The sequence below is a fragment of the Corynebacterium sp. 5QC2CO genome (assembly GCF_024580435.1).
In the GTDB taxonomy this organism is placed as follows: Bacteria; Actinomycetota; Actinomycetes; order Mycobacteriales; family Mycobacteriaceae; genus Corynebacterium; species Corynebacterium jeikeium_D.
The window spans coordinates 12359-36162 of the sequence record NZ_JANIKI010000015.1 but is presented as its reverse complement, the minus strand read 5'-3'; the positions used below and the strand labels follow the sequence as shown (position 1 = coordinate 36162).

Sequence of the window (23804 nt, the reverse complement as noted above, 5' to 3'; positions counted from 1 at the left end):
CGCCCCTCCCCCGGCCCTCCCTTGACGTGAGTGCGCGGCTACTTTGCGGTGCCGTCGAGCCCCTCTAGCAGTGTGGCAAAATCCGTGACGTTAGTATCCACCCGCGTGTTTGTACTGCGTCGCTGGTTCGGCTCGCCAACAGTCTGATTCCCCTCGCTGGTCCCGCCCGCTGAATGCGCTGCACCCTTTTCTTCAGCTTCGTTCCCAAAATCTGGACCAAAACCGACTACTGCCGAGCGAACACCGACAAGGTACTCGGCAAGCTCACGAGCTGCACGCACGACGCGATTGTTCATCTCCGCGCCGGACACTCCGCCGGCGCCATCGCCGGTACTATCGCCGGCACCAAAGTCCTCAGTAGCTGCAAATACAGCAGTCGGCATAACCGTGCCGCGAAGGTAGCTAAACAGCGGACGCATCGCATACTCCAGCACCAACGAATGTCGTGCTGTGCCAGCTGTCGCAGCAATAATGACCGGCATGGAAGTCAGCGCATCCTTATCCAGGGCATCGAAAAACATCTTGAACAGCCCCGAGTAGGACGCTGCGAACACCGGGGTCGCGGCAATCAATCCATCAGCACCGCTGACAGTATCGAGGGCTGCCCGCAATTTTTCGTCGTAAAGCCCTGTGGACATCACAGTGCCGAGACTGACAGCGAGTTCGCGCAGCTCGACGTACTCAATGTGGAGCCCCTCGCCACGCTTGGAGACCTGCGCCTCGACGGCCTCCGCGATGCGGTCGGCAAGGATGCGCGTGGTTGATGGATCGGAAACACCAGCACTTACGACGACAAGCTTTTTCACTGCTGATTCCTTTCAGCCGGGCGGACGAGAAGATGCGGGGAATCTGCGCCCTCGGCAACCAGCGAGGCATGCGTCGGCGGGTCGGAAGGCACATGTGCCGGACGGCGGCGCTCAAACTCTTCACGGAGGACCGGAACGATTTCGGTTCCCAGGATTTCAACCTGCTCCAACGCCATCTCCAGCGGCAGGCCGGCGTGATCGATGAGGAAAAGCTGGCGCTGGTAGTCGCCAACGGCATCTGCATAGCCAAGGTAGCGCTCGATGATTTGCTCAGGCGTGCCGACGGTCAGTGGAGTGATGTTCTCGAATTCTTCCAACGATGGCCCATGTCCATAGACCGGGGCATTGTCGAAGTAGGGGCGGAAAATTTCCTTGGCCTTCTTCTCCGTCTCAGCGGCGAAGACCTGCCCACCAAGTCCAACGATTGCCTGATCAGCAGCACCATGACCGTAGTGCTCATAGCGCTGGCGGTAGAGATTGACCATGGCTGTGGTGTGCTCGATATTCCAGAAAATGTGGTTATGGAAGAAGCCGTCCCCATAGAAGGCGGCCTGCTCAGCAATCTCGGTGGACCGGATTGAGCCATGCCACACGAAAGGCGCCACACCGTCGAGTGGACGCGGCGTGGACGTAAAGGACTGCAGCGGAGTGCGGAATTGACCTTGCCAATCCACATTCTCCTCGCGCCAAAGGGTGCGCAATAGGTGGTAATTCTCAATGGCCAGCGGAATTCCCTTGCGGATATCCTTGCCAAACCACGGATAAACAGGCCCGGTGTTGCCGCGGCCCATCATGAGATCCATGCGGCCTTCGGAAAGGTGCTGGAGGTAGGCGTAATCCTCGGCGATGCGCACGGGGTCGGTGGTGGTAATCAGCGTTGTCGAGGTCGACAGAATCAGATTTTCGGTCTGTGCTGCGAGGTTGGCTAATAAAATCGGCGGGTTCGCCGGGGCCACAAACGGTGGATTGTGGTGCTGGCCGGTAGCAAATACATCGAGGCCGACCTCTTCGGCCTTCTTCGCTAGCGCGACAGTTGCCTTAATTCGCTCATGTTCAGTAGGGATTTGTCCGGTCGTGGGATCTTTTGTGACGTCGCCAATAGTAAAAATTCCGAATTGCATAATTCTCAATCCTAAATAGCGGTTGTTGACATGTCAACACATGTTATGCTGGGCGTAAGCGCCTAAAACAACCCCATATCAACCGCCCCAACCAAAGGAGCCTCGCTCAGCCATGACAAAAGTTGAGATCATCACCTCCCGCGAAGTCCCCCTTGGCGGCCCTCGCAGCATGACCGTTCATCGCACTTTGCCCCAGCGCCAGCGCTCCACCATCGGAGCATGGTGCTTTGTCGACCACTACGGACCCGACGATGTCAGCGCCACCGGCGGCATGGATGTCGCACCCCACCCCCACACTGGCCTGCAAACCGTTTCCTGGCTTTTTCAGGGCGAGATTACACATCACGATTCGGCGGACAACCACGCCGTCGTCAAGCCTGGTGAAGCGAATTTCATGACCGCGGGTTCCGGCATTTGCCACTCCGAAGTCTCAACACAGGACACCACTACCCTGCATGGCGTACAGCTGTGGGTCGCACTTCCCAACGACGCCCGCGGCACAAACCCCGGGTTTGACCACTACAAACCCAAAGCGGTCCAATTAGACGGCGGACACGCCCTGGTATTTATTGGCGAACTATTTGACTCTACGTCCCCCGTGCGGATGTTCACCCCACTGGTCGGCGCAGAGATTCACATAAAGCCCGGCGCGACCATCACCATTGAGGTCGACCCGAAGTTCGAGCACGGCTTCCTCTTGGACACGGGCGAACTCACCGTTGGCGGCACCACAGTCAAGCGCACCGAGCTGGCCTACACCGGCGTCGGCGAGAACACGATTAAGCTCCACAACCCTGGAACCGAAGAAAGCCGCCTCGTCCTTATCGGCGGCGAGCCCTTAACCGAGGACTTAGTGATGTGGTGGAACTTTATTGGTCGCTCTACCGAGGAAATTGCGCAGTTCCGCAAGGAGTGGGAGGAAGAATCCGACCGCTTTGGCAACGTCCACGGCTATATCAGCCGGAACCCGGAAGGCCCTTCCCGCCTACCAGCACCGACGATGCCGAGAATCACTCTCAAGCCACGGCAAAATCCCGAACCGATCGCCCGACCGGATGTGCGCTTCTAAAAAATATTCGACATTTTCTTTGAAATTTGTTGACACATCATCACATCTAGAGTTATCGTTGATACGTCAATACCGGAACTTGGTTCCGGCGGACAAAAATACTTCGAAAGATTCGAAACACTTTTTAACTTTTAGGAGATTCACTATGGCTCTTCAGTCTGGTAACTACGTTCTTGACACTCAGCACTCCACCGTTGGATTCACCGTTCGTCACGCAATGATTACTAAGGTCCACGGTCAGTTCACTGAGTTTGAGTCCGTTATTAATTTTGATGCCGACAAGCCGGAGAATTCCACGGCAAAGGCAACCATTCAGGCGAACTCCATCAACACCAACAATGAAGAGCGCGACAACCACCTGCGCTCGAAGGACTTCTTCGGCACCGACGAAAACCCGACCTTCGAGTTTGCTTCCACCGCTATCGAGCTCCAGAGCGAAGAAAAGGCCACCGTTACCGGCGACCTGACCATCAACGGCATTACCAAGCCGGTCACCCTGGATGTCGACATTTTCGGCTCCGCTGAAGACCCATGGGGTCAGACTCGCGTTGGCTTCGAGGCAGCCACCAAGATTGACCGCACCGATTTCGGTATCGATTACAACGCTCCCATTAAGACCGGCGGCCTGCTCCTTGGCAACGAGATTTCCCTGCAGATCGACGGCTCTGCAGTCAAGCAGTAACTAGCAATCAATATCCCTGGCAGTTCAGTAGCCAACCGCCAAAAACTGAGCCACAGTGCCCTGCATTCCCATGCAGGGCACTTTTGTTTATTCAGGACACATTTCAGGGGTAATGGACAAAATGTATGCCTGTCCCCGGGTGTGTCGTGGTTATTACGCAATTAATCTGCCCCCACTATGAGAAAAGCATGGTGCGGAAGCAAAAAAGTGGCATGCTTAGACAGGTGAGTTCCAGTAAAGACACTTCCCAGGGCACCGAAACCACCAACGAGACAACGCAGGACACTAAGGCTGCGCAGGCCGCTCAGGCTGAGCAGTCCCGTGCCGCCCGCGTTGCCGCTCGCCGCGGAAACATCAGGGCACCTCGCCGCACTCCGCTAAAGACACTGGACCAATCCTCCAAGCTGCAGAACGTCCTCTACGACATTCGCGGTCCGGTGACTACTCTCGCCGAGCAGATGGAGGCCGACGGGCACCGCATCATGATGCTCAACACTGGCAATCCGGCGAAGTTCGGCTTTGATGCACCTGACACCATCGTGCAGGACATGGTCCGCGCCCTCCCCCACGCACAGGGCTACTCCGAGTCCAAGGGTATTTACTCCGCACGCCGTGCCGTCGTCACGCGCTATGAGATGGACCCGGACTTCCCCCGTTTCGACGTCAACGACGTCTGGCTGGGCAACGGCGTCTCCGAGCTGATTTCCATCACCACGCAGGCACTGCTCAACGAGGGCGATGAGGTCCTCATTCCAGCTCCGGATTACCCGCTCTGGACGGCGGCAACCACCCTCGCCGGCGGCAAGGCCGTCCACTACACGTGTGATGAGGAGAATAACTGGGCCCCTGATGTCGAAGACATTCGCTCGAAGGTGACGGATCGCACGAAGGCGATTGTCATCATCAACCCGAACAATCCGACCGGCGCGGTCTACACACGCCAGACACTCGAAGCCATCGTCGATATCGCTCGTGAGCACTCACTCCTGCTGCTTTCCGACGAAATCTACGACCGTATCCTCTACGACGATGCCGAGCACATTTCCACTGCCTCCTTGGCCCCGGATTTGCTCTGTATCACCTTCAACGGCCTGTCCAAGACCTACCGTGTGGCGGGTTACCGCGCGGGCTGGATGGTGCTGACTGGCCCGAAGCGCCACGCAGAGGGCTTTATCGAGGGCATCAACTTGCTGGCCAGCACCCGTCTATGCCCGAATGTCCCTGCTCAGCACGGCATTCAGGTGGCACTTGGCGGCTACCAGTCCATCGAGGACCTGATCTTGCCAGGCGGTCGCCTCCTGGAGCAGCGCAATGTCGCCTACGAGGGACTGACCTCAATTCCGGGCGTGAGCTGCGTGAAGCCGATGGGCGCCATGTACGCATTCCCGAAGCTGGATCCGAACGTCTATGAAATTCACGATGACGAAAAGCTGATGCTCGACATCCTGCGTGAAGAGAAAATCCTGATGGTCGGCGGCTCTGGCTTCAACTACCCGGCGCCGGATCACTTCCGAATTGTGACCCTGCCGTGGGCGCGCGACCTGAAGGAAGCCATCGAGCGTCTGGGCAACTTCCTGGTCAGCTACAAGCAGTAGCAGTACTTAAGGTTCAGCACGCTGCGGGTTCTTCCCTTCTCACATATCGATGCGCTATTCACTTATGGCCACGCTGGTGCGCATCGATGAGTGAATATTGCATCGATAGGTGTGCCATAGCGCTGATGACTACGGCTCGGCGCGCCGGAATGTCGGTACGCCTTCCGGTGCTGGTGCAGCGATTAGGTTATTAAGGGTGGGCAGGCATTCAAAAGATTCAATGAACTCTGACACCCAGCAACCTTTTCGCGTTGCTCCGGGTTCCGACATAGGTGCGCATCTCGACGTACTGAAGAACTCGAACAGCGGCTCCCCTACCGGCCGGTTCCGGGCTGTCAATGCCGCGAATCAACCCAACTCTGAAACCTCGGCTGTCCCAGCACGACATGCAGAACCTGCGCAAACGGCAGAACCGGCGCAGCCGACAGCACCGGCACGGCAAAACGAACCTGCACAAGCCAAACCAAAACCGACGAAACCGCGGCACAACCCCACCAGAGCACGTCGCTTACTGGCCACAGTTCTTACAGTTGCCGGCATTGCGACTTTCCTCGCCGTGATTGGGCTCTGGCCATCTGGCGAAGCTCCGAGCCCAGGGCCGGGATTCCTGCAGTCACAGACGTCAGCTGCAGAGACGGTCAAGGGAACCGTCGTAAAGCACAGCGTCGGCGCGTGCAATTCGCCTGACAACGGACGTGTCTTCGACGACCAGCCGCGGCCAGGGCTGACGGCTTCGCTCAACGACCCCGCGGCGCCGAAGTGCCAGCTCTCGGTCATTGAGCTGACCTCGGGCCCAGACGAGGGCAAGAAGACTCTGCTGGAAGCATCCGGCCTTCCCGGCGAGATTGAGCTGGCGGAGGGTGACAAGGTCGTCCTGGCAATTCACCGTCCAAACGCGGGCGGTACCGGAGCTGTCGACAATGGTGCCGTCCCGGATCCGGGGTTGATGACACCGGCTCCCGGCGTTGTTCCCGCGCCTGCCCCTGAGGGCGCTGAGGGTGAGCCTGCTCCTGATGCAGAGGCACCAGCTCCAGCCCCGGAGCCGGAACCAGCACCTGAATCCGACGCAGAAGCCCCCGCTGCCCCCGAAGCTCCTGCTCCCGCGGCCGACACTAATGTCGTCGACCTCGCACCTCATCAGGTTGTCGACACCACTGACATCGGGAACACCTACACCTTCCTGGACATGGATCGCACCACGACGATCTGGCTGTGGCTCGGCGCGGCAGTACTTCTCATCATCCTCGTCGGCATAACTCGCGGTGTCTTGAGCCTCATTGGTCTTGGCATCACGCTGGCCGCAGTGATGGGATTCCTCGTTCCGGCACTGCTACGCGGCGGCGATCCTGTGGCCTTAGCCATCACGGCGGGCGCGGCGATCCTCTTCCCGGTGCTCTTCCTCGTTCATGGCATCAACTGGAAGTCAGCTTCCGCACTGGCGGGAACACTCACCACGATGGTGCTGGCGGCGGGCCTGGCCAACCTCGCTATCTCCACGTCGCAGCTACGTGGTCTCGGCAACGAGGACAACCTGCTCATTCAGCTTTACCTGCCTGACGTCTCCGTCACAGGTCTGCTTCTGGCGGGATTCATCATCGGCGCGTTGGGCGTGCTTAACGACGTCACCATCGCCCAGGCATCGACCGTCCAGGAGCTTTACGAAGCAGCTCCGCGGTCGCGGCCTATGGAGGTCTTCCGCTCGGCAATGCGCGTCGGCCGCGACCACATCGCGTCGATGGTCTACACGCTGGTACTGGCGTACCTCGGCACCGCACTGCCGCTATCGATTTTGTTAAGCGTCTCCGACCGGCCGCTGATGCAGTCGTTGACCTCCGATGTCGTGGCCACAGAGCTGCTGCGTTCCACCATCGGTGCGGTGGCTTTGGTACTCGCAGTGCCGATTACCACCCTCATCGCCGCCTATACCGTGGCCCCGGAGGGTATGAAGTTTCCGAAGCGCTCGAGGGCAGCTAGCATTTAGCCGCGGCCGAGGCAGGTGACATCCCAGCCTGCGGCACGCCACTGGTCGGCTGGCAGGCAGTTGCGGCCGTCGAGCACCGCTGCGCGCTTGACCAGCTTCTTCGCAGCGACCGGGTCAATGTCGCGAAACTGCTGCCACTCGGTGGCGACGACAACCATCTCCGAGCCTTCCAGGGCCGCTTCGATGCTCGGTGCGTACTCCAAGGTCGGGAAATTCTTCTTGGCGTTCTCCATGGCCTGCGGGTCGTAAACGCTTACCGAAGCGCCTGCCAACGACAGCGAACCGGCAATCGACAGCGCCGGGGAGTCACGCACATCGTCAGAGTTCGGCTTGAAAGCCGCACCCAGCACGGTCACGGTGTGGCCGAGCAGCGAGCCACCGAAACTACCACGCACCAGGTCAACAGTCTTTTCACGGCGACGCATGTTAATTGCATCGACCTCGCGCAAGAAGGTCAGCGCCTGGTCAACGCCCAGCTCACCGGCGCGGGCCATGAATGCGCGGATATCCTTCGGCAGGCAACCGCCGCCGAAGCCCAGACCCGCGTTGAGGAAGCGGCGGCCAATTCGGGCATCCATACCGATGGCGTCGGCAAGCGTAGTGATATCCGCACCTGTGACCTCACAGATTTCGGAGACCGCGTTGATAAAGGAAATCTTGGTGGCGAGGAATGCGTTCGCCGACACCTTCACCAGCTCTGCGGTGGCGGTGTCCGCGACGATAAGTGGCGTCTCGCGCTCGAAGATAGGGCCGAAGCACTCGCGCAGGCTGGCCTCGGCAATCGATTCGACCTCCTGGCCAGCACCATTGAGGATCATGCCCGGCTTCTGGGTGCCCAGCACCACACGGTCCGGTTCCAGGGTGTCCTTTACCGCGAAGCCCTCGCGCAGGAACTCCGGGTTCCAGGCGATCTCGAGGCTGGTGTTCTTCAACTGCTCATCACCATCTGCGGCGCGCTCACCGATCATCTTCGCAGCTAGCTCCTGCAGGCGCGGTGCGGTACCGACGGGCACAGTGGACTTACCAAACACTAAATGCTTGCCGACGACGCGCTTAGCCAATTCGGTAATAGCTGCGTCCACATAGCGAACATCGGCTGCGTACGAACCCTTGACCTGCGGAGTTCCGACACCTATGAAGTGGACGTTCGCAAATTCAACGGCTTCGTCGTAGTTAGTGGTGAAACGTAGTCGCCCCGACTCAACGTGCTTCTTTAGCAGTTCGGGCAAGCCAGGCTCAAAGAAAGGAACTTGACCTGCGGACAATGCCTCAATCTTGGCGGGATCAACATCTACACCGAGAACCTCGTGACCTAACTGCGCCATTGCCGCGGCATGAGTGGCACCAAGGTAACCCGTACCAATAACCGTAATACGCATAACGTTCATTATTTGTAGAACTTTTAGCGACCTTCAAGCCGATTTACCCCCTAAACGGGGTGGCAATTTGCATACCCGCAGTTTATTTTTCAAGTTGCCAAAAATGTCACTTTGTGCTGCCACTTAACCAATCGCGGGCAATCAATCCGGCACTGGCCTTTTCGTTACCTGAGGCTCGTTCATTCATGGCGACGAGATCCCCTGTAGTCAGGTCTTTTGAAATACTTGTGAGTATCCGCGCAGCTTCTTCCGAGACCCTGTCCCGGCGAGCCAGCGCCACCACATTTTGCGCCGAGATCATCCGCTTTGGATCGTCCAAGGTCACCAGATCGACGCGCTGGCCTGAGGAATCTCGAAGCGGAGTGGTCGTGAAAATATTGGCTACATCTACAGCGTCGTCGACAAGCGCGTGGATCGTCAGCGGGCCGCCGGAATCGCCGTATCCCACCAGTTCAAGTCGGTCGGCGGGCAGACCGTAGAACGTGGTCAACCCCTTCGGCCCGTATGGGCGCTCAGCAAGTTCAGGTGAGCCACCAATGCGAATGCTCTGTGTTTCCGCCAGCAGCCGTTTGAGGTCAGGAAGCGATTTCACGCCAAATTCTTCTGAGGTCTTTCGTGTGATTCGGTAGGCATCCTTCGACTGCGCCGGAGCGATTGCGGCAATGAAAAACTCGGCAGGCAGATTGTCCCTTACCGCCTGCATTACGCTGTCGGCATCGGCGCCAACTGGGACTTCGCCGTAATAGGCACCGAGGTTTCCCGAATACTCCGGCACGATGTCGACGGAACCCTCCGCCAGTGCCTCCAAGTAGACCTCACGAGATCCAATTTGCGGGACGACAATCGCTGCGACCCCGACATTTTGCAAAGCATATGCCCAGATTCGAGCAATGATTTCCGATTCCGGGAACATCGCGGACCCAATGCGAATCTCCTTGCCCTGGCGTCCCTCAGGATTGGCCGGATCAAGAGCACAGCCGGCCAGCGCGGTTATAGAAGCAGTGCTGATGACTACGCCAACTCGCGCTGCGGCTCGCAGGGCATCCCGGCGTGAATATTGGTTCCGGGCCTGCATCTGGTTGTGGTGAAGATAGTTGCGATGCAGCTGGCTCATCGCGCTTCCTTTCCTCTCTGCCCGGCAGGGGCCAACAGCCTTTCCAGCAGAGCGAATACCCCGTCCGATAGAAACGATAAAGCTGCGATAATCGCTGCGCCAGCCAGCATAATTCCGTAGTTTCGCACCGCTAAGGCATCGAGGAGGTAGCGGCCGAGACCGCCCAAACCAAGGTAGGCGGCTACTGTCGCCGTCGCCAATACCTGCAGCCAAGCCGAGCGAATACCACCGATAATGACCGGAAGCGCCAGTGGCAGCTCCACCTCGCCAATGACCTGGCGCGTGGAAAACCCCATGGCTGTGGCCGCGTCAATAGCGTCTCGGTTAACCGCCTCAAAACCTGCGGCAGTCGCTGCCAACACCGGCGGAACTGCGAGAAGGACCAGCACAATCGTGGCCGGGATAAGAGCGACGGTAATGCCCGAGGGAATAACCAGCGCCAAGAAGGTAAGCAGCCCGAGAGTCGGCATGGCGCGTAGTACTCCAGAAACTCCGAGCACCGCCACACGCCCGCGACCGGTGTGACCGACCGCGATGCCCAGGCCTACGCCCAACGCCACTGCAATCACGGTGGCCAGAGCCGAGTAGCCCAGGTGCTCAGCAATGCGATTCCAAATGCCATTTTCCCCTTGCCAAGACGAAGCCGTGGTCAACCACTGCCACGCCTGACTGAATGCTCCACTTTCATTCATTGCATCATCCCACCACTTATGCCACTGATCGTTCGGCTTGGGCGGTTGACCCAGACTTGCGGGTCCACGGCATCACCAAGCTGCCCAAAGTCAGCAGGACTACGTCAAAGACCAAAGCTACTGCAGCAGTGCCGAAGACACCTGCCAGGATTTCCGTCGGAAAGCTGCGGTTGAAGCCGTCTGTGAAAAAGTATCCCAGCCCGTGGACACCGATGAGTGAACCGACACTGACCAGTGAGACCGTGGCGGCTGAGACCACTCGCACGCCGGACAACAGCACCGGCCCGGCCAGCGGCAACTCGACGATGACGATGCGCGACCACGGGGAATAGCCCACCGCCGTGGCGGCATCGCGGGCGAAACTGGGTACCGAGCCAAAACCATCCGCGGCTGTCCTGGTCATCAGCGCAATGCCATAAATTGTCAGCGCTACCTGCACATTTAATGGCGACAGAATTGAGGTGCCAAGCACTATGGGCAAGAGCACAAACAGCGCCAAAGAGGGAATGGCATAGAGCAGCCCGGTGCTGGAATTAATAGCTGCGCGAACACGCGTCCAGCGAGCCGCAATGTAACCCAGCGGCACCGAAATCAGCACCGACACCACAATTGGTGGCACTGACAGCGCAATGTGAGCGCGGGTCAACTCCGCAATCTGAGCGAAATTTTCCAGGTACCATGACCACCGAATCATGACAGCATTCACCTACCTGGTTGCTTGTGCGCGGGGTGGTTGGAGGTGCCGTCGTCAAGCACACCGGCGACGCGTCCACGGGCATCGATAACCCGCCTGCCCTCGACCCGTAGGTGTCGAGAGTCCGCGTCGATGAACTCGCGGACGAAGTCGTTTGCCGGCGCGGCGATGAACTCCTCGGGCGTGCCGCGCTGCGCGATATGCCCACCCTTTTGGAGCAAAACGACCTGGTCACCAAGGTGAAATGCCTCGGAGATATCGTGCGTGACAAAGACGATGGTGCGCCCGAGCTCGCGCTGAAGCCGCAGCACTTCCGCTTGGAGTTCACGGCGCACAATCGGATCGACGGCGGCGAAGGGCTCATCCATCAGCAGGATTCCCGACTCCGCCGCCAGCGCCCGCGCCACGCCGACGCGCTGCTGCTGACCGCCGGAGAGCTGTGCGGGATACCGTTTGGCGACACCCGCCTCCAGCCCCACGACCTCGAGTAATTCCATCGCCCGAGCTCGCGCCTGCTTGCGAGGCACTCCATTCAACCGCGGCACCGTCGCAACGTTGTCCACCACCGTACGATGCGGTAGCAGCCCGCCATCTTGCATCACATAGCCAATGCCGCGGCGCAAACTCACTGGATCGCGGCCCGCCACGTCCTCGCCCTCGACCAGCACGCGCCCCGAGGTCGGGTCCACCATCCGATTAATCATCCGCAGCAGCGTAGTCTTGCCGCAGCCTGACGAGCCCACCAGCACCGTAATGGCATTACGCGGGATGTCAAAGGTGACGCCATCGAGCACCGCGGTGTTGCTTGACGACGGCACGGAGCCCCCGGCGTGGTCAAAAACCTTGGTAACCTTTTCAAAGCGGATGGCTATTTCGCGGAGGTCAGATAGCATAGATTCCTAAGTGTGGCCTGCGTCCACAGGCTGTTTTCTGCTATTCGTCACGGAAGTTCAAGTATGCCCGCGACGGGGTCGGGCCGCGCTGCCCCTGATACTTCGAACCGAGTTTGCCGGAGCCATACGGTACCTCCGCCGGGGAGGACATCTTAAACAGTGCCAGCTGGCCGACCTTCATGTTTGGCCACAGTGCGATGGGCAGATTGGCCACGTTGGAAAGCTCCAAGGTGATGTGGCCGGAGAAGCCCGGGTCAATAAAGCCTGCGGTGGAGTGCGTTGCCAGGCCCAGACGCCCCAGTGAAGACTTACCTTCCAGACGACCTGCCAAGTTCGGGGGAATAGTGAAGTACTCCAAGGTCGATGCCAGGACGAACTCGCCCGGATGAAGAATGAAGGGCTGCCCTTCTGGAACCTCGTGTGGAGAAGTTAGTTCTTCCTGCGGCAACTTCGGATCGATATGCGTGTACTGCGAGTTGTTAAAGACTCGGAAAAACTTATCCAGACGCACGTCGATGGACGAAGGCTGAATCATCTTCGGGTCAAAAGGATCAATGCCGAGATGACCAGAGCCTTCGGCATCGATAGCGGCACGAATATCACGATCTGAGAGCAACACATAGACCAGCTTAACCGCTCTCTAATGCACAGCGTGCGTGGGTTGTAGGATACGCCCCCGATAAATTCAGCGGAGATGCTGTCAACCAATTTTTTCGACACGAATCGAGAGTGCTACATTGAAGTTACAGAGGGCGACTGATTGCCTGCATGCCACACCTACTGTGCCAATCCCGTGGCGTGCTTTTAATCATTCCGCCTACTGTGTGCCGATGTAGTTCAATGGTAGAACTCCTGCTTCCCAAGCAGGCGGCGCGGGTTCGATTCCCGTCATCGGCTCCGCCAATGAGGCTCAGCGTCAAGCTGAGCCTCATTTTTGTTTCCGCTGCTTTTCGGCTACATCCCGCGGTGCCACAACAACCAAACAACTCCGATTAGCACATCCGAGTAACGCTCTTGCGCAGCACAAACCCATTAGAAATTAATTCTGAAATTATGTAAGTGTTACTGTCATGGCTTCCTTGTTGTACAAAATCGGTAGATCAGCTTATCTTCACCGCTGGCGATTCCTCATTGTATGGCTGCTGCTCATCGCGGGCATGGGTACCGCGACGGCAACGCTGTACAGCGGCACGTCTGAGAACTTCACCTTTCCCGGCCTTGAGTCAGTTGAAACTCAAGAAGAGATTCAGCAGCGCTTTGCCACCGATGAAGATCAGCTAAGCGCACCCACGGGCACTGTGGTCATTCAAGCTCCAGAAGGCAAGACCCTCGAGGACCCAGCTGTTGCAGGCGAGGTCGATGAGCTCGTCGCCGCAATGCGGAGCGCCGAAGGGCTAACGAAGACCGAAGAAATTGTCCCGCCCATGATGGCGGCTGAGGGGATGAAGCAGCAGGCCGTACCGGCAATGCAAGCTCAGGGATTCCCCGAGGAGCAGATCAATTCGAACCTGGAGGCCGTCTCCCCACTGAGTGCCGATAAGACCACCGGCACCATTTCCGTGACTTTCGATGCTGCCACCAGCATGGATATCGAAAGTGGAGTCCGGGATGCGTTCACGGAAACCGTCGAAAAGCACAAGGGCGATCTGAACGTCGCCTGGTCCGGTAACGCATTCCAAATGAGCGAGATTACCGCCACTGCGGAAATTATCGGCATCATCGTGGCCGCAATCGTGCTCATTGTTGCCTTCGGAAGCTTCGTCGCCGCTGGTCTGCCGCTGCTGTCGGCTGTCATCGGCCTGGGAATCGGCATGGCGGGCATCTTCGCCGCCACCGCTTTCACCGACACCATCTCCACCATGACACCGACGCTGGCGTCGATGATTGGCCTGGCTGTCGGCATCGACTACGCGCTTTTTATCGTGGCTCGCTTCCGCAACGAGCTGGTTGCACACGTCGATGGCTCGAACCTTGAGCCGAAGGAACTGGCCGCCGAGCTCAAGAAAATCCCACGCGAGGAGCGTGCACATCTGGCGGGCCTGGCCGTCGGCAAGGCTGGTTCCGCAGTGGTATTCGCAGGCCTCACCGTGCTGATTGCTCTTGCGGCACTGTCGATCATCAACATCCCGTTCCTGACCGCAATGGCGCTGGCCGCAGCATTTACCGTCGCTATGGCGGTGCTCGTTGCCATCACGTTGCTGCCGGCTATTCTCGGCCTGTTCGGCACCAAGGTTTTCGCCGGTCGCGCGCCATTTGTGAAGGCACCGGACCCGGAGAACGACACCCCGACCATGGGCCTGAAGTGGGTCCGCATCGTGCGCAAGCGTCCGCTGGCGTTCGTCCTGGGTACGGCAGTTGTCCTAATTCTGCTGGCCATGCCGGCTACTAATCTCCGGTTGGCCATGCCTTCTGACGGCATGATGGCCAAGGGCACTCCCAACCGCACGGCCTACGAAATGACCGAAGACGCTTTCGGCCCCGGCCGCAACTCCCCGATGATTGCGCTCGTGGACTACAAGGATCTCGCCGCACCGGAAAAGCAGAACGCCATGATGTCTGCCCTGACGGAGCTGCAGAGCGTCGATGGTGTGGTAAATGCTCAGGTCATCGCTACCAATGGCAATCCACAGGATCCGAGCGATCTCGGTGATGCCGCCCAGATTCTGATTACCCCGGCGTACAGCGCAACCGATGAGCGCGCTGCTGACCTGTTGCAATCCATTCGCGACGCCGAAGGCAAGTACAACGAGGACACGGGCGCCCGCTACTCCATCACCGGTGTTTCGCCCATGTTCGAGGACATCTCGCAGCGGCTTTCCGACGTGCTGTTGCCCTACATCGGCATCGTGCTGGTCCTGGCCTTCCTGCTGTTGATGCTCGTCTTCCGCTCCATCTGGGTACCACTGGTGGCAGCTCTCGGCTTCGCACTGTCTGTGGCCGCAACCTTTGGTGTCACGGTGGCTCTGTGGCAGGAGGGCGCCCTGGGCATTATCGATGACCCGCAGCCGCTGATTTCCTTCCTGCCGATCATGCTGATTGGTATCGTCTTCGGCCTGGCCATGGACTACCAGGTGTTCCTGGTTACCCGTATGCGTGAGGGCTGGGCGCACGGCAAGACAGCTGCTAATGCAACGTCCAACGGTTTCAAACACGGTGCCCGCGTGGTCACCGCTGCGGCACTGATTATGATCTCGGTGTTCGCCGCCTTCATCCTGATGGATGAGCCGTTCATTAAGGTCATGGGCTTTGCCCTGGCAGCCGCAGTTCTCTTCGATGCCTTCATCGTCCGCATGACATTCATCCCGGCCATGATGTTCCTGCTCGGCGAGCGCGCCTGGAAGATTCCGCGCTGGTTGGACAAGATCATCCCGGCCGTGGATGTGGAGGGCGAGAACCTCAATAAGCAGTTCGGAAATGCTGAGGTGACCGCTACAACTGAGGTAGCTACTGAAGCCAAGTAGCACCAGCTAGACAGCCATAAGCCCCGCCTCGACTCCAGTTTCGGAGGAGTCGGTGCGGGGCTTTTTGCCTACGTGTGGGGCTTTTGCGTAGGGCGCGGTTTAGGCCAAAGACAACGGCAAAGCCTAAGTCGATGGCGCGGTATATCTCAGCCACCGCAATACTGCTTTGACACGACGGTTGTTATCTTCCGGTTGGAAGCCGAGCTTCAAGAACACATTCGCCACATGCTTACTCACAGCGCCTGCGGTTAGTACTAGGCGTTTTTCTATTTCCTTATTACTAAGCCCCTGCGCCATCAGGTCCAGCACTTCGCGCTCACGTGGAGTCAGCTCGGCGATGCCGTCCTGCTTTGCGGCCAGTAGCGTCGCAACCACTTCAGAATCGACCACGGTACCGCCGCCACGCACTTCTTCCAGCGCCGCAACGAAGTGGTCGACATCCGAGACGCGTTCCTTAAGCAGGTACCCAAAGCCACCATGCTGCAGCAGGCGATCTAAGTAACTGGCCGCCACGTATTGGCTGAGCACCACAACCGGCTGGTCGGGGTTGTCGTGGCGAAGTGTGGAAGCCGCGAGCAGTCCGTCGTCACGCATGTTCGGCGGCATCCGGACATCGGTGACGATGACATCGAACGCCTGCCCTTCGGCAGTGGCGAGCAGCTGATCCGCATCGCCGACGGCGACGACCTCGTGCCCCAGCGCCCGCAGCAGGCCGGTCAGCCCCTCGCGCAGGAGTACGGAATCCTCGGCCAGCAGTACTTTCATCGTGTCCTTCCTTGGCGAACAGGCAGTTCCAGCCGCAATTCAGCACCACCGTCGGCGTTGGCGAACGACACGGTTCCGCCAAGCGCTGCCGCCCGTTCGCGCAGGCCCGCAATGCCGGTTCCCGTGCCATGCTTTACGACGTCTACAGCGTCCGCACTCGATGGTTTTTCCAGGCCTTCGCCATTGTCGCGCACAGTGACCGTAAGCGTACCCAGATGAGACACGAGCGCCTTCTTCGGAGTCTGAACCGCGAGAGTGATATCAGCTCGATCGGCATGTCCATGCTTGGTGGCGTTGGTCAGCCCCTCCGCTGCGCAGTGGTAAGCAAGCAACGCTGTGGTTTCGTCAATCGGGCCGAAGTCGGAGACACCGTCCTCACGAACAGAAACCTCCATGCCAGAGTGCGCTGCCAATTCCTCTACTGCTGCGACTAGGCCATTTTCGAAAAGCACTGGTGGGGCAATGCCAAGCACCACGGAGCGCAGCTGCGCAAGAGCCTGCGTTGCATTGCGGTCGGCGGCGGAGAGTGCCTCGGCTACCTCTTCCTCAGTCTTGCCCATGCGAGCAGCGGCAATGTTGAGTTTCAAGGCGGTCAGGTGCTGCTGTGGACCGTCGTGAAGCTCGCGCTCAATGCGACGGCGCTCGCCCGAGAAGGAGTCGATGAGCACATCACGGGACTGGCTGACTTCCTCGCTGGATGGTGCGAGGATGACGCGGGAGAGCCAAATGGACAGCAGGCCGGCACCGAGGTTGATGGCGATGGTCAGCACCAAAAAGAGGATGGCGAAAACCCATGCAACCCCGATTTTCTGTGTGGGGTCTGTCAGAGTCCAGCTGAAAAACTGCACTTCATCAACCAGGAATGGTGCAGCGAAGAGCACTCCGACAGTGAACCCGCCGCCGACCCACGCTGTGAAGGTGACAAAGCCAATGGCCAACTGCACGAGCAGGTTGACGAAGTTGCGGATGTCGAACCAGCGATTGGTCACGCGGTTGGCGATTGGGGTGCCGGACCACGATGCTGCCCACCGGGAGAGCCAATCGGCACCGCGGCCAATGAGCGGAATCCAGGGCAGAAGAAAAGCGGAGACAATCAATCCCGGAATGAACAGCAGTCCGAGAATAAAACTCCAGGCCAGCGCGATTAAATTCTTTTTCTTTGTCATAGTTTCAAAGCTAAGTTGGCCCGTGTCCAAATACAGTGGAGCTAACTCCCCTAAATTCAGTCGAGCTGAATACGTCCCGGCTTCTTTTCGCCGATACCTCGGTCGGCCAGTTCGTCATCAATGTACGTTGGCCGACCGACAATCAACCCAAGCACTGCTAGCACCACCGTGGTGCCAAGCAGCACGACCAGAATCGGTGTCCATGTTTCCGCGGTTCCGGCGGCCACGCCTACCAGGAAGGGGCCGACTCCGGAGAAAACGTAGCCGATTGGCTGCACGAAGCCGGACAGTCGCGCGGTCAGCTCGTGGCTGCGCGTACGGCCCGGAATCAGTGCGATGGCCATGGGGAAACAAAAACCACCCACACCCAGCAGGAACGCAGCTCCAATCGCATATCCCACACCAGTTTCCGCCGCTCCCCGCTGGTCGATCAGAATCATCAACGCATACCCGAGGAAGAAAAGGCAGCCGAGACCAAAGGCAACGTAGGACATGGTGCGGAGCCGTGCAATCAGCGGCGGCATCAGCAGCCCGCCGATGATGCCCAACCCTTGAACAATCATGGACGCTACAGTGGCTATGTTTACGCTGATACCTGCGTCGATAAGCATTTTCGGCATCCAGCCCATGAGCACGTAGGCGTTCATCGACTGCACGCCGAAGAAAACTGCCAGCGCAATGGCCGTCGGAGACTTCCAGATTGGAGTGCTTGCCGAGGCACTGACCGGCGCCTTCGGGTAGTCGAATCCGATGCGTGCACGCAGCGGCAACCACACGACGAGCTGCACCAGGGCGGTGATTGCCCATGCGGCAAGCGCCCAGCGCCACATTTCGATACCACCTGCAGATGTCTCGGGAGAATCGCTAATCAAAAATGCCGTCGCCGGCCCCAGTCCACCGCCGAGGGCAAGCATGCTGGAGTACAGCATCATCAGCACGACCGTATGGCGACCGCCGTGCACCTTAATCCACGCAGGTAGCAGCACATTTCCCAGCGCAATGCCAGCAACCGATAACGCGGTAAACAACAGGAATAGCCAGATGCTGCTCACCCACGGGCGCACCGCAAGGCCGACGAATAGCAACGTCGCAGACAGTGTAAGCGCGCCGCTTAAGCCCATCCGCTTGCCGACGGACACCGCGGACAACCCAATCGCGAAAAACGCGAGCCCCGGAATGGCCGTAATCAGACCACCAAAGGCGGAGGATGCGCCGAGGTCGGAGAGGAGATGATCGAGCACCGGACCAATCGACGCAATACTCGGGCGCAAGTTCAGCGCCGCAACGATTACGGCGATAACAAGAACGGGAACGCTGAGCGCGATGACATTCTTCGAGGACCCAGAAGCTTTTGGTTGAGGTTGCCCTGGATTTTGTTCTGCTGCCATACCAGTGGACGTTACCGCTTCCTGTTAATGACTCTCTAGCCGGCTACGACTCCCCCCGTCGATTTATCGTTTCCACTGGAATAGGGAATAATTTTAGGTAGTGAAACGGCGTTACCCTCACGCCCCTACCCCTGGCCAGCAGGAAGGTTGGCCACCCCTCAAGGAGATTGATGAAGTATGTGTCGACCCGTTGAATGCAATGTTTGCCACAAGACGACCTGGGCTGGGTGCGGACAGCACATCGACCAGGTAAAGGCAACTGTCCCGGCAGATCAGTGGTGCGGCGGAAAGCACACCGATGAAGAAATTAAGGCAGCTGGTGCGAACCGCGGTTTCCTCGGACGCCTGTTCGGCTAGTTCAGCACTTCTGCCACCAATGGCTGGGAGTAGCTTTAAAGATTGACGTACTCGATGTCGCTGTTGTCCTATCCTGGATTACAGCGACATCTCTTTTTCTGTATCTATTGACAGTTTTTCGGCTATCTCTGACGTAAGGATTGAACTCGAAAATGGTTGAACCGATTTCTGATTCCATGCTCATTGCCTACGACGGCTCCGACGAAGCCAAGCGGGCGCTGGCCTACGCCGGAAAACTGCTGCGCGTTAAGAAGGCCTACATTCTGACGGCCTGGGAGCCTCTACAGCGTGCTGCAGCACGCACTGCTGGCGCCTCTGGCATGATGCAGCCCGACTGGGACGCCACTACTGAAGACGGCGATCCCGCTCACGACGAGGCCGTCCGTATTTGCCGTGAGGGTGTGCAGATTGCCGCTGAGGCCGGCTTCGTCGCGGAGCCCTACTTGGTAGAGACTGAAACTACTATCTGGTCGGCCATCGTCGATGCAGCTCACGACCTCGATGCGGGCGTGATTATCTCCGGCACTCGTGGTGTGACTGGCTTGCGTGGTCTGTTTACCGCCTCGACCTCTGACGCGTTGCTGAAGAATGCTGGCCGCCCGGTCCTCGTCGTTCCCGGGGAAAAGGAATAATTTCTAGAAAATTTTTAAAAACTTACTTAGCTGATAGAAAATGGGTTAATCTCTCAACTAAGAAAACTCAATGACCGCTGAAACCACCCAAAGTTCAAGGCAGGGCGAGATTCCCAGCTGTTCCACTGGTTTACAGATGTCACAGAGTGTAGTTTTATAAACAGTATTGACTTAATGCACACGAGGAGTCCTCAACATGGCATACGAAACTGATTCCGAGCAGCGTCGTAGCGTTGGCCCTGCCCTGGCCTCGGCGCTCATTGGCGCCCTTCTCGGTGGTGCCGCTATCTTCGGCATCGGCCAGGCTCTGACCGAAGACCGAATTCCGGAAGCACAGGCTGTTTCCACTGATGACGCTCTGCTTGGCGGTGTCGAGTACGGTCAGCGTTAAGCCTTTAACGCTAACCCTCCTTTAAAGCTATGCCCACCTTTGTTCGAGCGCGTAAGCGCGTGCTTGTACCTTGGTGGGCTTTGCTGTGCCTGCTGGCATTCATTCAGTCCCCCGGCAAGACTGTCGCTGACACAAAGCACGACCTGACAGAAGACCCCATCGGGTTTTTGTCCGCCTCGCTCAACATGTGGTCAGACACCATGCCACTGGGACAGCTTCAAAACCAGGCATATGGCTATCTCTTTCCACAGGGTGCATTCTTCGCACTGTTTAGTTTGCTGCCCGATGTCCTAGCGCCCGGCTGGCTGATCCAGGCGCTGTGGTGGAGCCTTACTCTCTGCTTGGCTTTTACCGGCGCATATCGCGTGGCCGAAGCTATAAACGTCGGCACGCATACCTCTCGCGTACTGGCGGCGTTGTTGTACGCGTTGTCGCCGCGAGTGATTACGACGTTGGGCGCGATTTCGTCCGAGACCTGGCCCGTGGCGCTGGCACCGTGGATTCTGCTTCCGCTCCTGCGGGTCGCGGCCCGGCGCGAGGAACTGCCCTGGCGCGCGACTGCCCGTGCCGTATTGCTGTCCGGTCTAGCGGTACTGTGCACTGGCGCGGTCAATGCGGTCAGTACAGCGGCGGCTTGCATCCCCGCAGGTCTGATGCTGCTCTTCTTCGCTTTTACGGGGCCTCGCCGCGGGCGTGCGTGGGCGATGCTCGGCGGTTGGCTGGCTGCGTGTGCAGCGGTCAGCATGTGGTGGATTGTGCCGCTACTACTGCTGGGCAAGTACTCGCCACCGTTTACGGACTACATCGAGTCCTCCGGCGTGACCACTCGTTGGTTGAGTCTCGGTGAGACGCTCCGCGGTTCCACCTCGTGGACCCCGTTTGTCTCTTTCGAGCGAGTCGGCGGAAATGCGCTGGTCGCGGAGCCCATTCTCATTTACGCCACTCTGGCTGTGGCGGCGATTGGTCTGCTTGGCTTGGTCATGCGCTCACTGCCGCTGCGTCGAATGTGGCTGATGATGCTGCTGATCGGGCTTGTCATCGTGGCGGCCTGGACGGAGCCATTCGGACTGGTGTGGGAATCGGCTCGAGAGGTGCTCGATTCCACGCTCGCAGCAGTGCGCAACCTGCACAAATTCGACACAATTGTGCGTCTGCCACTTGTTATCGGCTTCGCTCATGCGACAGCCCAGCTGCCATGGCCCTGGCGAGAGACGGCGAGCGATTCAGCGACCACTGGCTGGCAGCAGTGGCTGCACCCGGAGAAGCACCCGCGCGCTATCGCATCGATGCTGGTTCTGGTGGTTATCGCCAGTGCCACCGCCCCTGCGTGGAGCGCCCGCCTCGCTCCGGCAGGCGGTTTTTCCGAGGTTCCGGGTTACTGGCACGAAGCTGCCGACTGGCTGAATGAGCAGGGCGAGGACACCCGCACGCTGTTGGTGCCATCATCGCCGTTTGCTGATCAGACATGGGGCAATACTCGCGACGAACCGCTCCAGCCGCTTGCCGACGTTCCCTGGGCCGTCCGCGATACCGTGCCGCTAGTGCCCCCAGAGGCGATTCGCGGCCTCGATGGTCTGCGCAATTCGCTGACTCGGGGCCGCGAGGTACCGGCACTGGATGCCACTCTGCGCAACAATGGCATCGGCTATGTGCTGGTCCGCCACGACTTGAGAGTTACCTCGAGGGGCGATTCACTGCGCGCCATCACCTCCACGCTGCAGGACTCCCCGACCATGGAAAAGGTGGCGGAGTTCACGGACGAGGACGGCCATACCGCTATCCAGATTTGGGGCGCAGGCCCGAAGGAGCTGCGCAATCACGCCCTTTCACCGCGGTTGGTGGACACTACACAGGTGCCGCTGGTCGCCGGTGGTCCCGAAGTGCTCCCGCGGCTTGATGAGGTCGACTCCGATGCCCCGGTGCGCATCCTGTCCGGTAAGAACGCCGGCACTGTCACCGACACTCCCGCACGCCGCGGCCGCAACTATGGTGAAGTCGTCGGAGCGGAGTCGGCAATCCTGGCCAAAGACGAGGACTCATATGTCCGCAACCTCGTTCCGGACTACCCCGTCGCGGGACTGCCGCTAACACAGACAGCAACGGGTCGCGCCACAATTGAGGTTTCATCGTCGGCCTCTGAGCCATACAACGTCGGTGGTGCATCGGCTGACCACTCGGTCAACGCAATGCTCGACGGCGACACCTCTACCTGGTGGGAACCCCTAGCGGGCAAGAGTCAGGCTGAGTGGGTCAAGTTGTCGTGGAAGGAACCGACCGATAACGCAGTGCTCAGCCTGACCGGTGCTCGCGTTCCGGCGCAACTGCGTATCCAGACCGACACGGCTTCCAGCTCCGTACAGTTGGTCCCGGGTGAGACGACCCGCATTCCGCTGCCCGGCGGCAAGACCACATCTGTGCGCATCACAGCAAAGATTGCTCCTGTGGGCTTTGCTATCTCCGAGCTAGGACTGGTGATTCCAAAGCGGGACACGGGCTTCGACGCATTCGAATCCAGCAACCCCGATTCCAATGAAGAGGCGGAACTTTCCGCCGAGGATATAGCGGAGGACCTCACCCCGGTTCGTGTCCCGGTGGTGCCGAATTCCTCGTCGCTGGTTCAGCGTTGGGTCTTCGGCCAGGAGATTCACGAGGGCACGCTGGTGCGCCTGTTCACCGTTCCGAAGCCGGTAAAGGTGAAGGTCGATGCTGATACCTGCCGCAGCAGCATCGGAGACCCGTGGGCCAGCCTCCAACGAGGTGACGGTTCTGATCACCGCGAGCTGACCTGTGGTGAAGAGATTGAGCTCTCGCCGGGGCCTTGGCGCATCGATGCCAAGTCCGATTGGGTATCGCTCACCTCGACTGACTACTTCGCGCCGTCAGCCGAGCAGCAGAAAGCCACGCCAATCGACCTGAACAATCCTATTGACGCTGCCGACCACGATCGCATTGTGTGGTTGCCAATCTCTGTCAATGCTGGCCACGAGCTTCGTGTCGGAGGTGCCGCCATGAAGCCGGTAACGGTCTCTGGTTGGCAGCAGGGTTGGACGATTCCGGCTGGAATTGGCGGTGCAGTCGAGCTGACCTACCCACCGCAGCAGACCTGGCGTACGGGAATCCTCGCAGGCGGCGCACTCGCAGCCGTGTACGCACTGGTCGCTGTGGGGCTGGCTTTCGCTTGGAGACGATTCGCTCTCACCACCCCGATTCCCGCATCTTCGCTGAGCAATGACTTGCCGCGGGCGGTTATTGGCATTGCGGCTGCCGCGACAGTGACGCTGGTATCCAGCTGGCCTGGCGTGGTCGTTGCCCTCGTGGTGGTTGCCGCTACCCTTGGTTCGGTTTTCTGGGCACGGAAGCGTGGGGACGTCGTCAAGCCATGGCTGAACGTGCGAAACGCACTAATTGTTGCACTTGCTGCGACGATGTCGATTGCGGGCTGGATGTTGGCGGCGAACCCATGGCCAAAGGATGACTACGCCGGTGCCGGCTGGCCGCTTCAGTTACTGCTGACGGCGGCGCTGACAATCGTGGCGTGCTGCTCGATGCTTTCCGGTGGCGGTCCTGATGAGGATGCCGACAGAGACGCCGACGACACTGACAACACCGCTGATTAAA

20 protein-coding genes and 1 tRNA gene are annotated in these 23804 nt (G+C 59.1%); 10 read left to right on the top strand and 11 right to left on the bottom strand.

Going from position 1 to position 23804, the window contains the following annotated elements; translation table 11 throughout:
• Positions 1-38: 38 nt before the first annotated feature.
• Together NQ014_RS10125 and NQ014_RS10120 are read right to left on the bottom strand one after the other, a co-directional pair.
• Positions 39-806, bottom strand: coding sequence for an FMN reductase (locus NQ014_RS10125; RefSeq protein ID WP_257075165.1), 768 nt, complete (start codon positions 804-806; stop codon positions 39-41).
• A complete protein-coding gene (locus NQ014_RS10120; protein WP_257075163.1) occupies positions 803-1927 on the bottom strand; it encodes a CE1758 family FMN-dependent luciferase-like monooxygenase in 1125 nt (374 codons plus the stop codon). Before NQ014_RS10120 ends, NQ014_RS10125 begins: the two co-directional genes overlap by 4 nt.
• Before the next feature lie 112 nt (positions 1928-2039).
• On the opposite strand from NQ014_RS10120, the gene NQ014_RS10115 reads away from it, so the two are divergent.
• The 4 genes from NQ014_RS10115 (at position 2040) to NQ014_RS10100 (ending at position 7254) form a co-directional block, all read left to right on the top strand.
• The gene (locus NQ014_RS10115; RefSeq protein ID WP_257075162.1) at positions 2040-2996 is read left to right on the top strand and encodes a pirin family protein; all 957 of its coding nucleotides are present in this window, start codon (positions 2040-2042) and stop codon (positions 2994-2996) included.
• Between the two features lie 145 nt (positions 2997-3141).
• Positions 3142-3678, top strand: a complete 537-nt coding sequence (locus NQ014_RS10110) for a YceI family protein (RefSeq protein WP_257075160.1) — start codon at positions 3142-3144, stop codon at positions 3676-3678.
• Between the two features lie 212 nt (positions 3679-3890).
• Positions 3891-5273, top strand: coding sequence for a pyridoxal phosphate-dependent aminotransferase (locus tag NQ014_RS10105; RefSeq protein ID WP_373467724.1), 1383 nt, complete (start codon positions 3891-3893; stop codon positions 5271-5273).
• Between the two features lie 556 nt (positions 5274-5829).
• Positions 5830-7254: a YibE/F family protein gene (locus tag NQ014_RS10100; protein WP_257075177.1), complete on the top strand. Its 1425-nt coding sequence runs from the start codon at positions 5830-5832 to the stop codon at positions 7252-7254.
• Here the strand turns inward: NQ014_RS10100 and NQ014_RS10095 are convergent.
• From NQ014_RS10095 to dcd, 6 genes are all read right to left on the bottom strand, one after another.
• Positions 7251-8633, bottom strand: a complete 1383-nt coding sequence (locus NQ014_RS10095; RefSeq protein ID WP_257075159.1) for a UDP-glucose/GDP-mannose dehydrogenase family protein — start codon at positions 8631-8633, stop codon at positions 7251-7253. The two genes, NQ014_RS10100 and NQ014_RS10095, sit on opposite strands and share 4 nt — an antisense overlap.
• A 106-nt stretch (positions 8634-8739) precedes the next feature.
• Positions 8740-9747: an ABC transporter substrate-binding protein gene (locus NQ014_RS10090; protein ID WP_257075157.1), complete on the bottom strand. Its 1008-nt coding sequence runs from the start codon at positions 9745-9747 to the stop codon at positions 8740-8742.
• Positions 9744-10439 (bottom strand): ABC transporter permease, encoded by a 696-nt coding sequence (locus NQ014_RS10085; protein ID WP_257075156.1) that lies wholly within the window; start codon positions 10437-10439, stop codon positions 9744-9746. The genes NQ014_RS10090 and NQ014_RS10085 overlap by 4 nt, the downstream gene beginning before the upstream one ends.
• Before the next feature lie 16 nt (positions 10440-10455).
• Entirely contained in the window at positions 10456-11133 is a 678-nt protein-coding gene (locus tag NQ014_RS10080) for an ABC transporter permease (protein WP_257075154.1), read from the bottom strand.
• A gap of 8 nt (positions 11134-11141) precedes the next feature.
• On the bottom strand, positions 11142-12026 hold the full coding sequence (locus NQ014_RS10075) for an ABC transporter ATP-binding protein (RefSeq protein WP_257075153.1): 885 nt from the start codon (positions 12024-12026) through the stop codon (positions 11142-11144).
• A gap of 40 nt (positions 12027-12066) precedes the next feature.
• A complete protein-coding gene (gene dcd / locus NQ014_RS10070; protein WP_115598554.1) occupies positions 12067-12645 on the bottom strand; it encodes a dCTP deaminase in 579 nt (192 codons plus the stop codon).
• Between the two features lie 207 nt (positions 12646-12852).
• Between dcd and NQ014_RS10065 the strand changes: the two genes are divergently transcribed.
• Together NQ014_RS10065 and NQ014_RS10060 are read left to right on the top strand one after the other, a co-directional pair.
• Positions 12853-12923 (top strand) — tRNA-Gly (locus NQ014_RS10065).
• 173 nt (positions 12924-13096) lie between these two features.
• Entirely contained in the window at positions 13097-15487 is a 2391-nt protein-coding gene (locus NQ014_RS10060; protein ID WP_257075150.1) for an MMPL family transporter, read from the top strand.
• Between the two features lie 123 nt (positions 15488-15610).
• Here the strand turns inward: NQ014_RS10060 and NQ014_RS10055 are convergent, their stop codons facing one another.
• The 3 genes from NQ014_RS10055 to NQ014_RS10045 are packed head-to-tail and all read right to left on the bottom strand — an operon-like array spanning position 15611 to position 18806.
• The gene (locus NQ014_RS10055) at positions 15611-16252 is read right to left on the bottom strand and encodes a response regulator transcription factor (protein ID WP_257075148.1); all 642 of its coding nucleotides are present in this window, start codon (positions 16250-16252) and stop codon (positions 15611-15613) included.
• Positions 16249-17418: a sensor histidine kinase gene (locus NQ014_RS10050; RefSeq protein WP_257075147.1), complete on the bottom strand. Its 1170-nt coding sequence runs from the start codon at positions 17416-17418 to the stop codon at positions 16249-16251. Before NQ014_RS10050 ends, NQ014_RS10055 begins: the two co-directional genes overlap by 4 nt.
• Positions 17419-17474: 56 nt before the next feature.
• Positions 17475-18806: an MFS transporter gene (locus NQ014_RS10045; RefSeq protein WP_257075146.1), complete on the bottom strand. Its 1332-nt coding sequence runs from the start codon at positions 18804-18806 to the stop codon at positions 17475-17477.
• A 177-nt stretch (positions 18807-18983) separates the two neighbouring features.
• On the opposite strand from NQ014_RS10045, the gene NQ014_RS10040 reads away from it, so the two are divergent.
• The 4 genes from NQ014_RS10040 to NQ014_RS10025 all read left to right on the top strand — a co-directional run bounded on the left by NQ014_RS10040 (position 18984) and on the right by NQ014_RS10025 (position 23803).
• The gene (locus tag NQ014_RS10040) at positions 18984-19163 is read left to right on the top strand and encodes a hypothetical protein (protein WP_016421593.1); all 180 of its coding nucleotides are present in this window, start codon (positions 18984-18986) and stop codon (positions 19161-19163) included.
• Between the two features lie 152 nt (positions 19164-19315).
• Positions 19316-19795 carry a universal stress protein gene (locus NQ014_RS10035; RefSeq protein ID WP_005510532.1) on the top strand — a complete coding sequence of 160 codons (480 nt, stop codon included), beginning with the start codon at positions 19316-19318 and terminating at the stop codon, positions 19793-19795.
• Between the two features lie 196 nt (positions 19796-19991).
• Positions 19992-20186, top strand: coding sequence for a DUF2613 domain-containing protein (locus NQ014_RS10030; RefSeq protein WP_005510537.1), 195 nt, complete (start codon positions 19992-19994; stop codon positions 20184-20186).
• 29 nt (positions 20187-20215) lie between these two features.
• Positions 20216-23803 carry an alpha-(1->3)-arabinofuranosyltransferase family protein gene (locus tag NQ014_RS10025; RefSeq protein WP_257075143.1) on the top strand — a complete coding sequence of 1196 codons (3588 nt, stop codon included), beginning with the start codon at positions 20216-20218 and terminating at the stop codon, positions 23801-23803.
• Position 23804: the final 1 nt, after the last annotated feature.

What these genes read in the sequence shown, in the direction of transcription:
- NQ014_RS10120 (WP_257075163.1), bottom strand. Translation starts at nt 1,927, where the DNA reads ATGCAATTCGGAATTTTTACTATTGGCGACGTCACAAAAGATCCCACG.
- NQ014_RS10035 (WP_005510532.1), top strand. Translation starts at nt 19,316, where the DNA reads ATGGTTGAACCGATTTCTGATTCCATGCTCATTGCCTACGACGGCTCC.
- NQ014_RS10095 (WP_257075159.1), bottom strand. Translation starts at nt 8,633, where the DNA reads ATGCGTATTACGGTTATTGGTACGGGTTACCTTGGTGCCACTCATGCC.
- NQ014_RS10080 (WP_257075154.1), bottom strand. Translation starts at nt 11,133, where the DNA reads ATGATTCGGTGGTCATGGTACCTGGAAAATTTCGCTCAGATTGCGGAG.
- NQ014_RS10085 (WP_257075156.1), bottom strand. Translation starts at nt 10,439, where the DNA reads ATGAATGAAAGTGGAGCATTCAGTCAGGCGTGGCAGTGGTTGACCACG.
- NQ014_RS10110 (WP_257075160.1), top strand. Translation starts at nt 3,142, where the DNA reads ATGGCTCTTCAGTCTGGTAACTACGTTCTTGACACTCAGCACTCCACC.
- NQ014_RS10025 (WP_257075143.1), top strand. Translation starts at nt 20,216, where the DNA reads ATGCCCACCTTTGTTCGAGCGCGTAAGCGCGTGCTTGTACCTTGGTGG.
- NQ014_RS10050 (WP_257075147.1), bottom strand. Translation starts at nt 17,418, where the DNA reads ATGACAAAGAAAAAGAATTTAATCGCGCTGGCCTGGAGTTTTATTCTC.
- NQ014_RS10090 (WP_257075157.1), bottom strand. Translation starts at nt 9,747, where the DNA reads ATGAGCCAGCTGCATCGCAACTATCTTCACCACAACCAGATGCAGGCC.
- NQ014_RS10075 (WP_257075153.1), bottom strand. Translation starts at nt 12,026, where the DNA reads ATGCTATCTGACCTCCGCGAAATAGCCATCCGCTTTGAAAAGGTTACC.
- NQ014_RS10045 (WP_257075146.1), bottom strand. Translation starts at nt 18,806, where the DNA reads ATGGCAGCAGAACAAAATCCAGGGCAACCTCAACCAAAAGCTTCTGGG.
- NQ014_RS10115 (WP_257075162.1), top strand. Translation starts at nt 2,040, where the DNA reads ATGACAAAAGTTGAGATCATCACCTCCCGCGAAGTCCCCCTTGGCGGC.
- NQ014_RS10030 (WP_005510537.1), top strand. Translation starts at nt 19,992, where the DNA reads ATGGCATACGAAACTGATTCCGAGCAGCGTCGTAGCGTTGGCCCTGCC.
- NQ014_RS10055 (WP_257075148.1), bottom strand. Translation starts at nt 16,252, where the DNA reads ATGAAAGTACTGCTGGCCGAGGATTCCGTACTCCTGCGCGAGGGGCTG.
- NQ014_RS10060 (WP_257075150.1), top strand. Translation starts at nt 13,097, where the DNA reads ATGGCTTCCTTGTTGTACAAAATCGGTAGATCAGCTTATCTTCACCGC.
- NQ014_RS10040 (WP_016421593.1), top strand. Translation starts at nt 18,984, where the DNA reads ATGTGTCGACCCGTTGAATGCAATGTTTGCCACAAGACGACCTGGGCT.
- NQ014_RS10105 (WP_373467724.1), top strand. Translation starts at nt 3,891, where the DNA reads ATGCTTAGACAGGTGAGTTCCAGTAAAGACACTTCCCAGGGCACCGAA.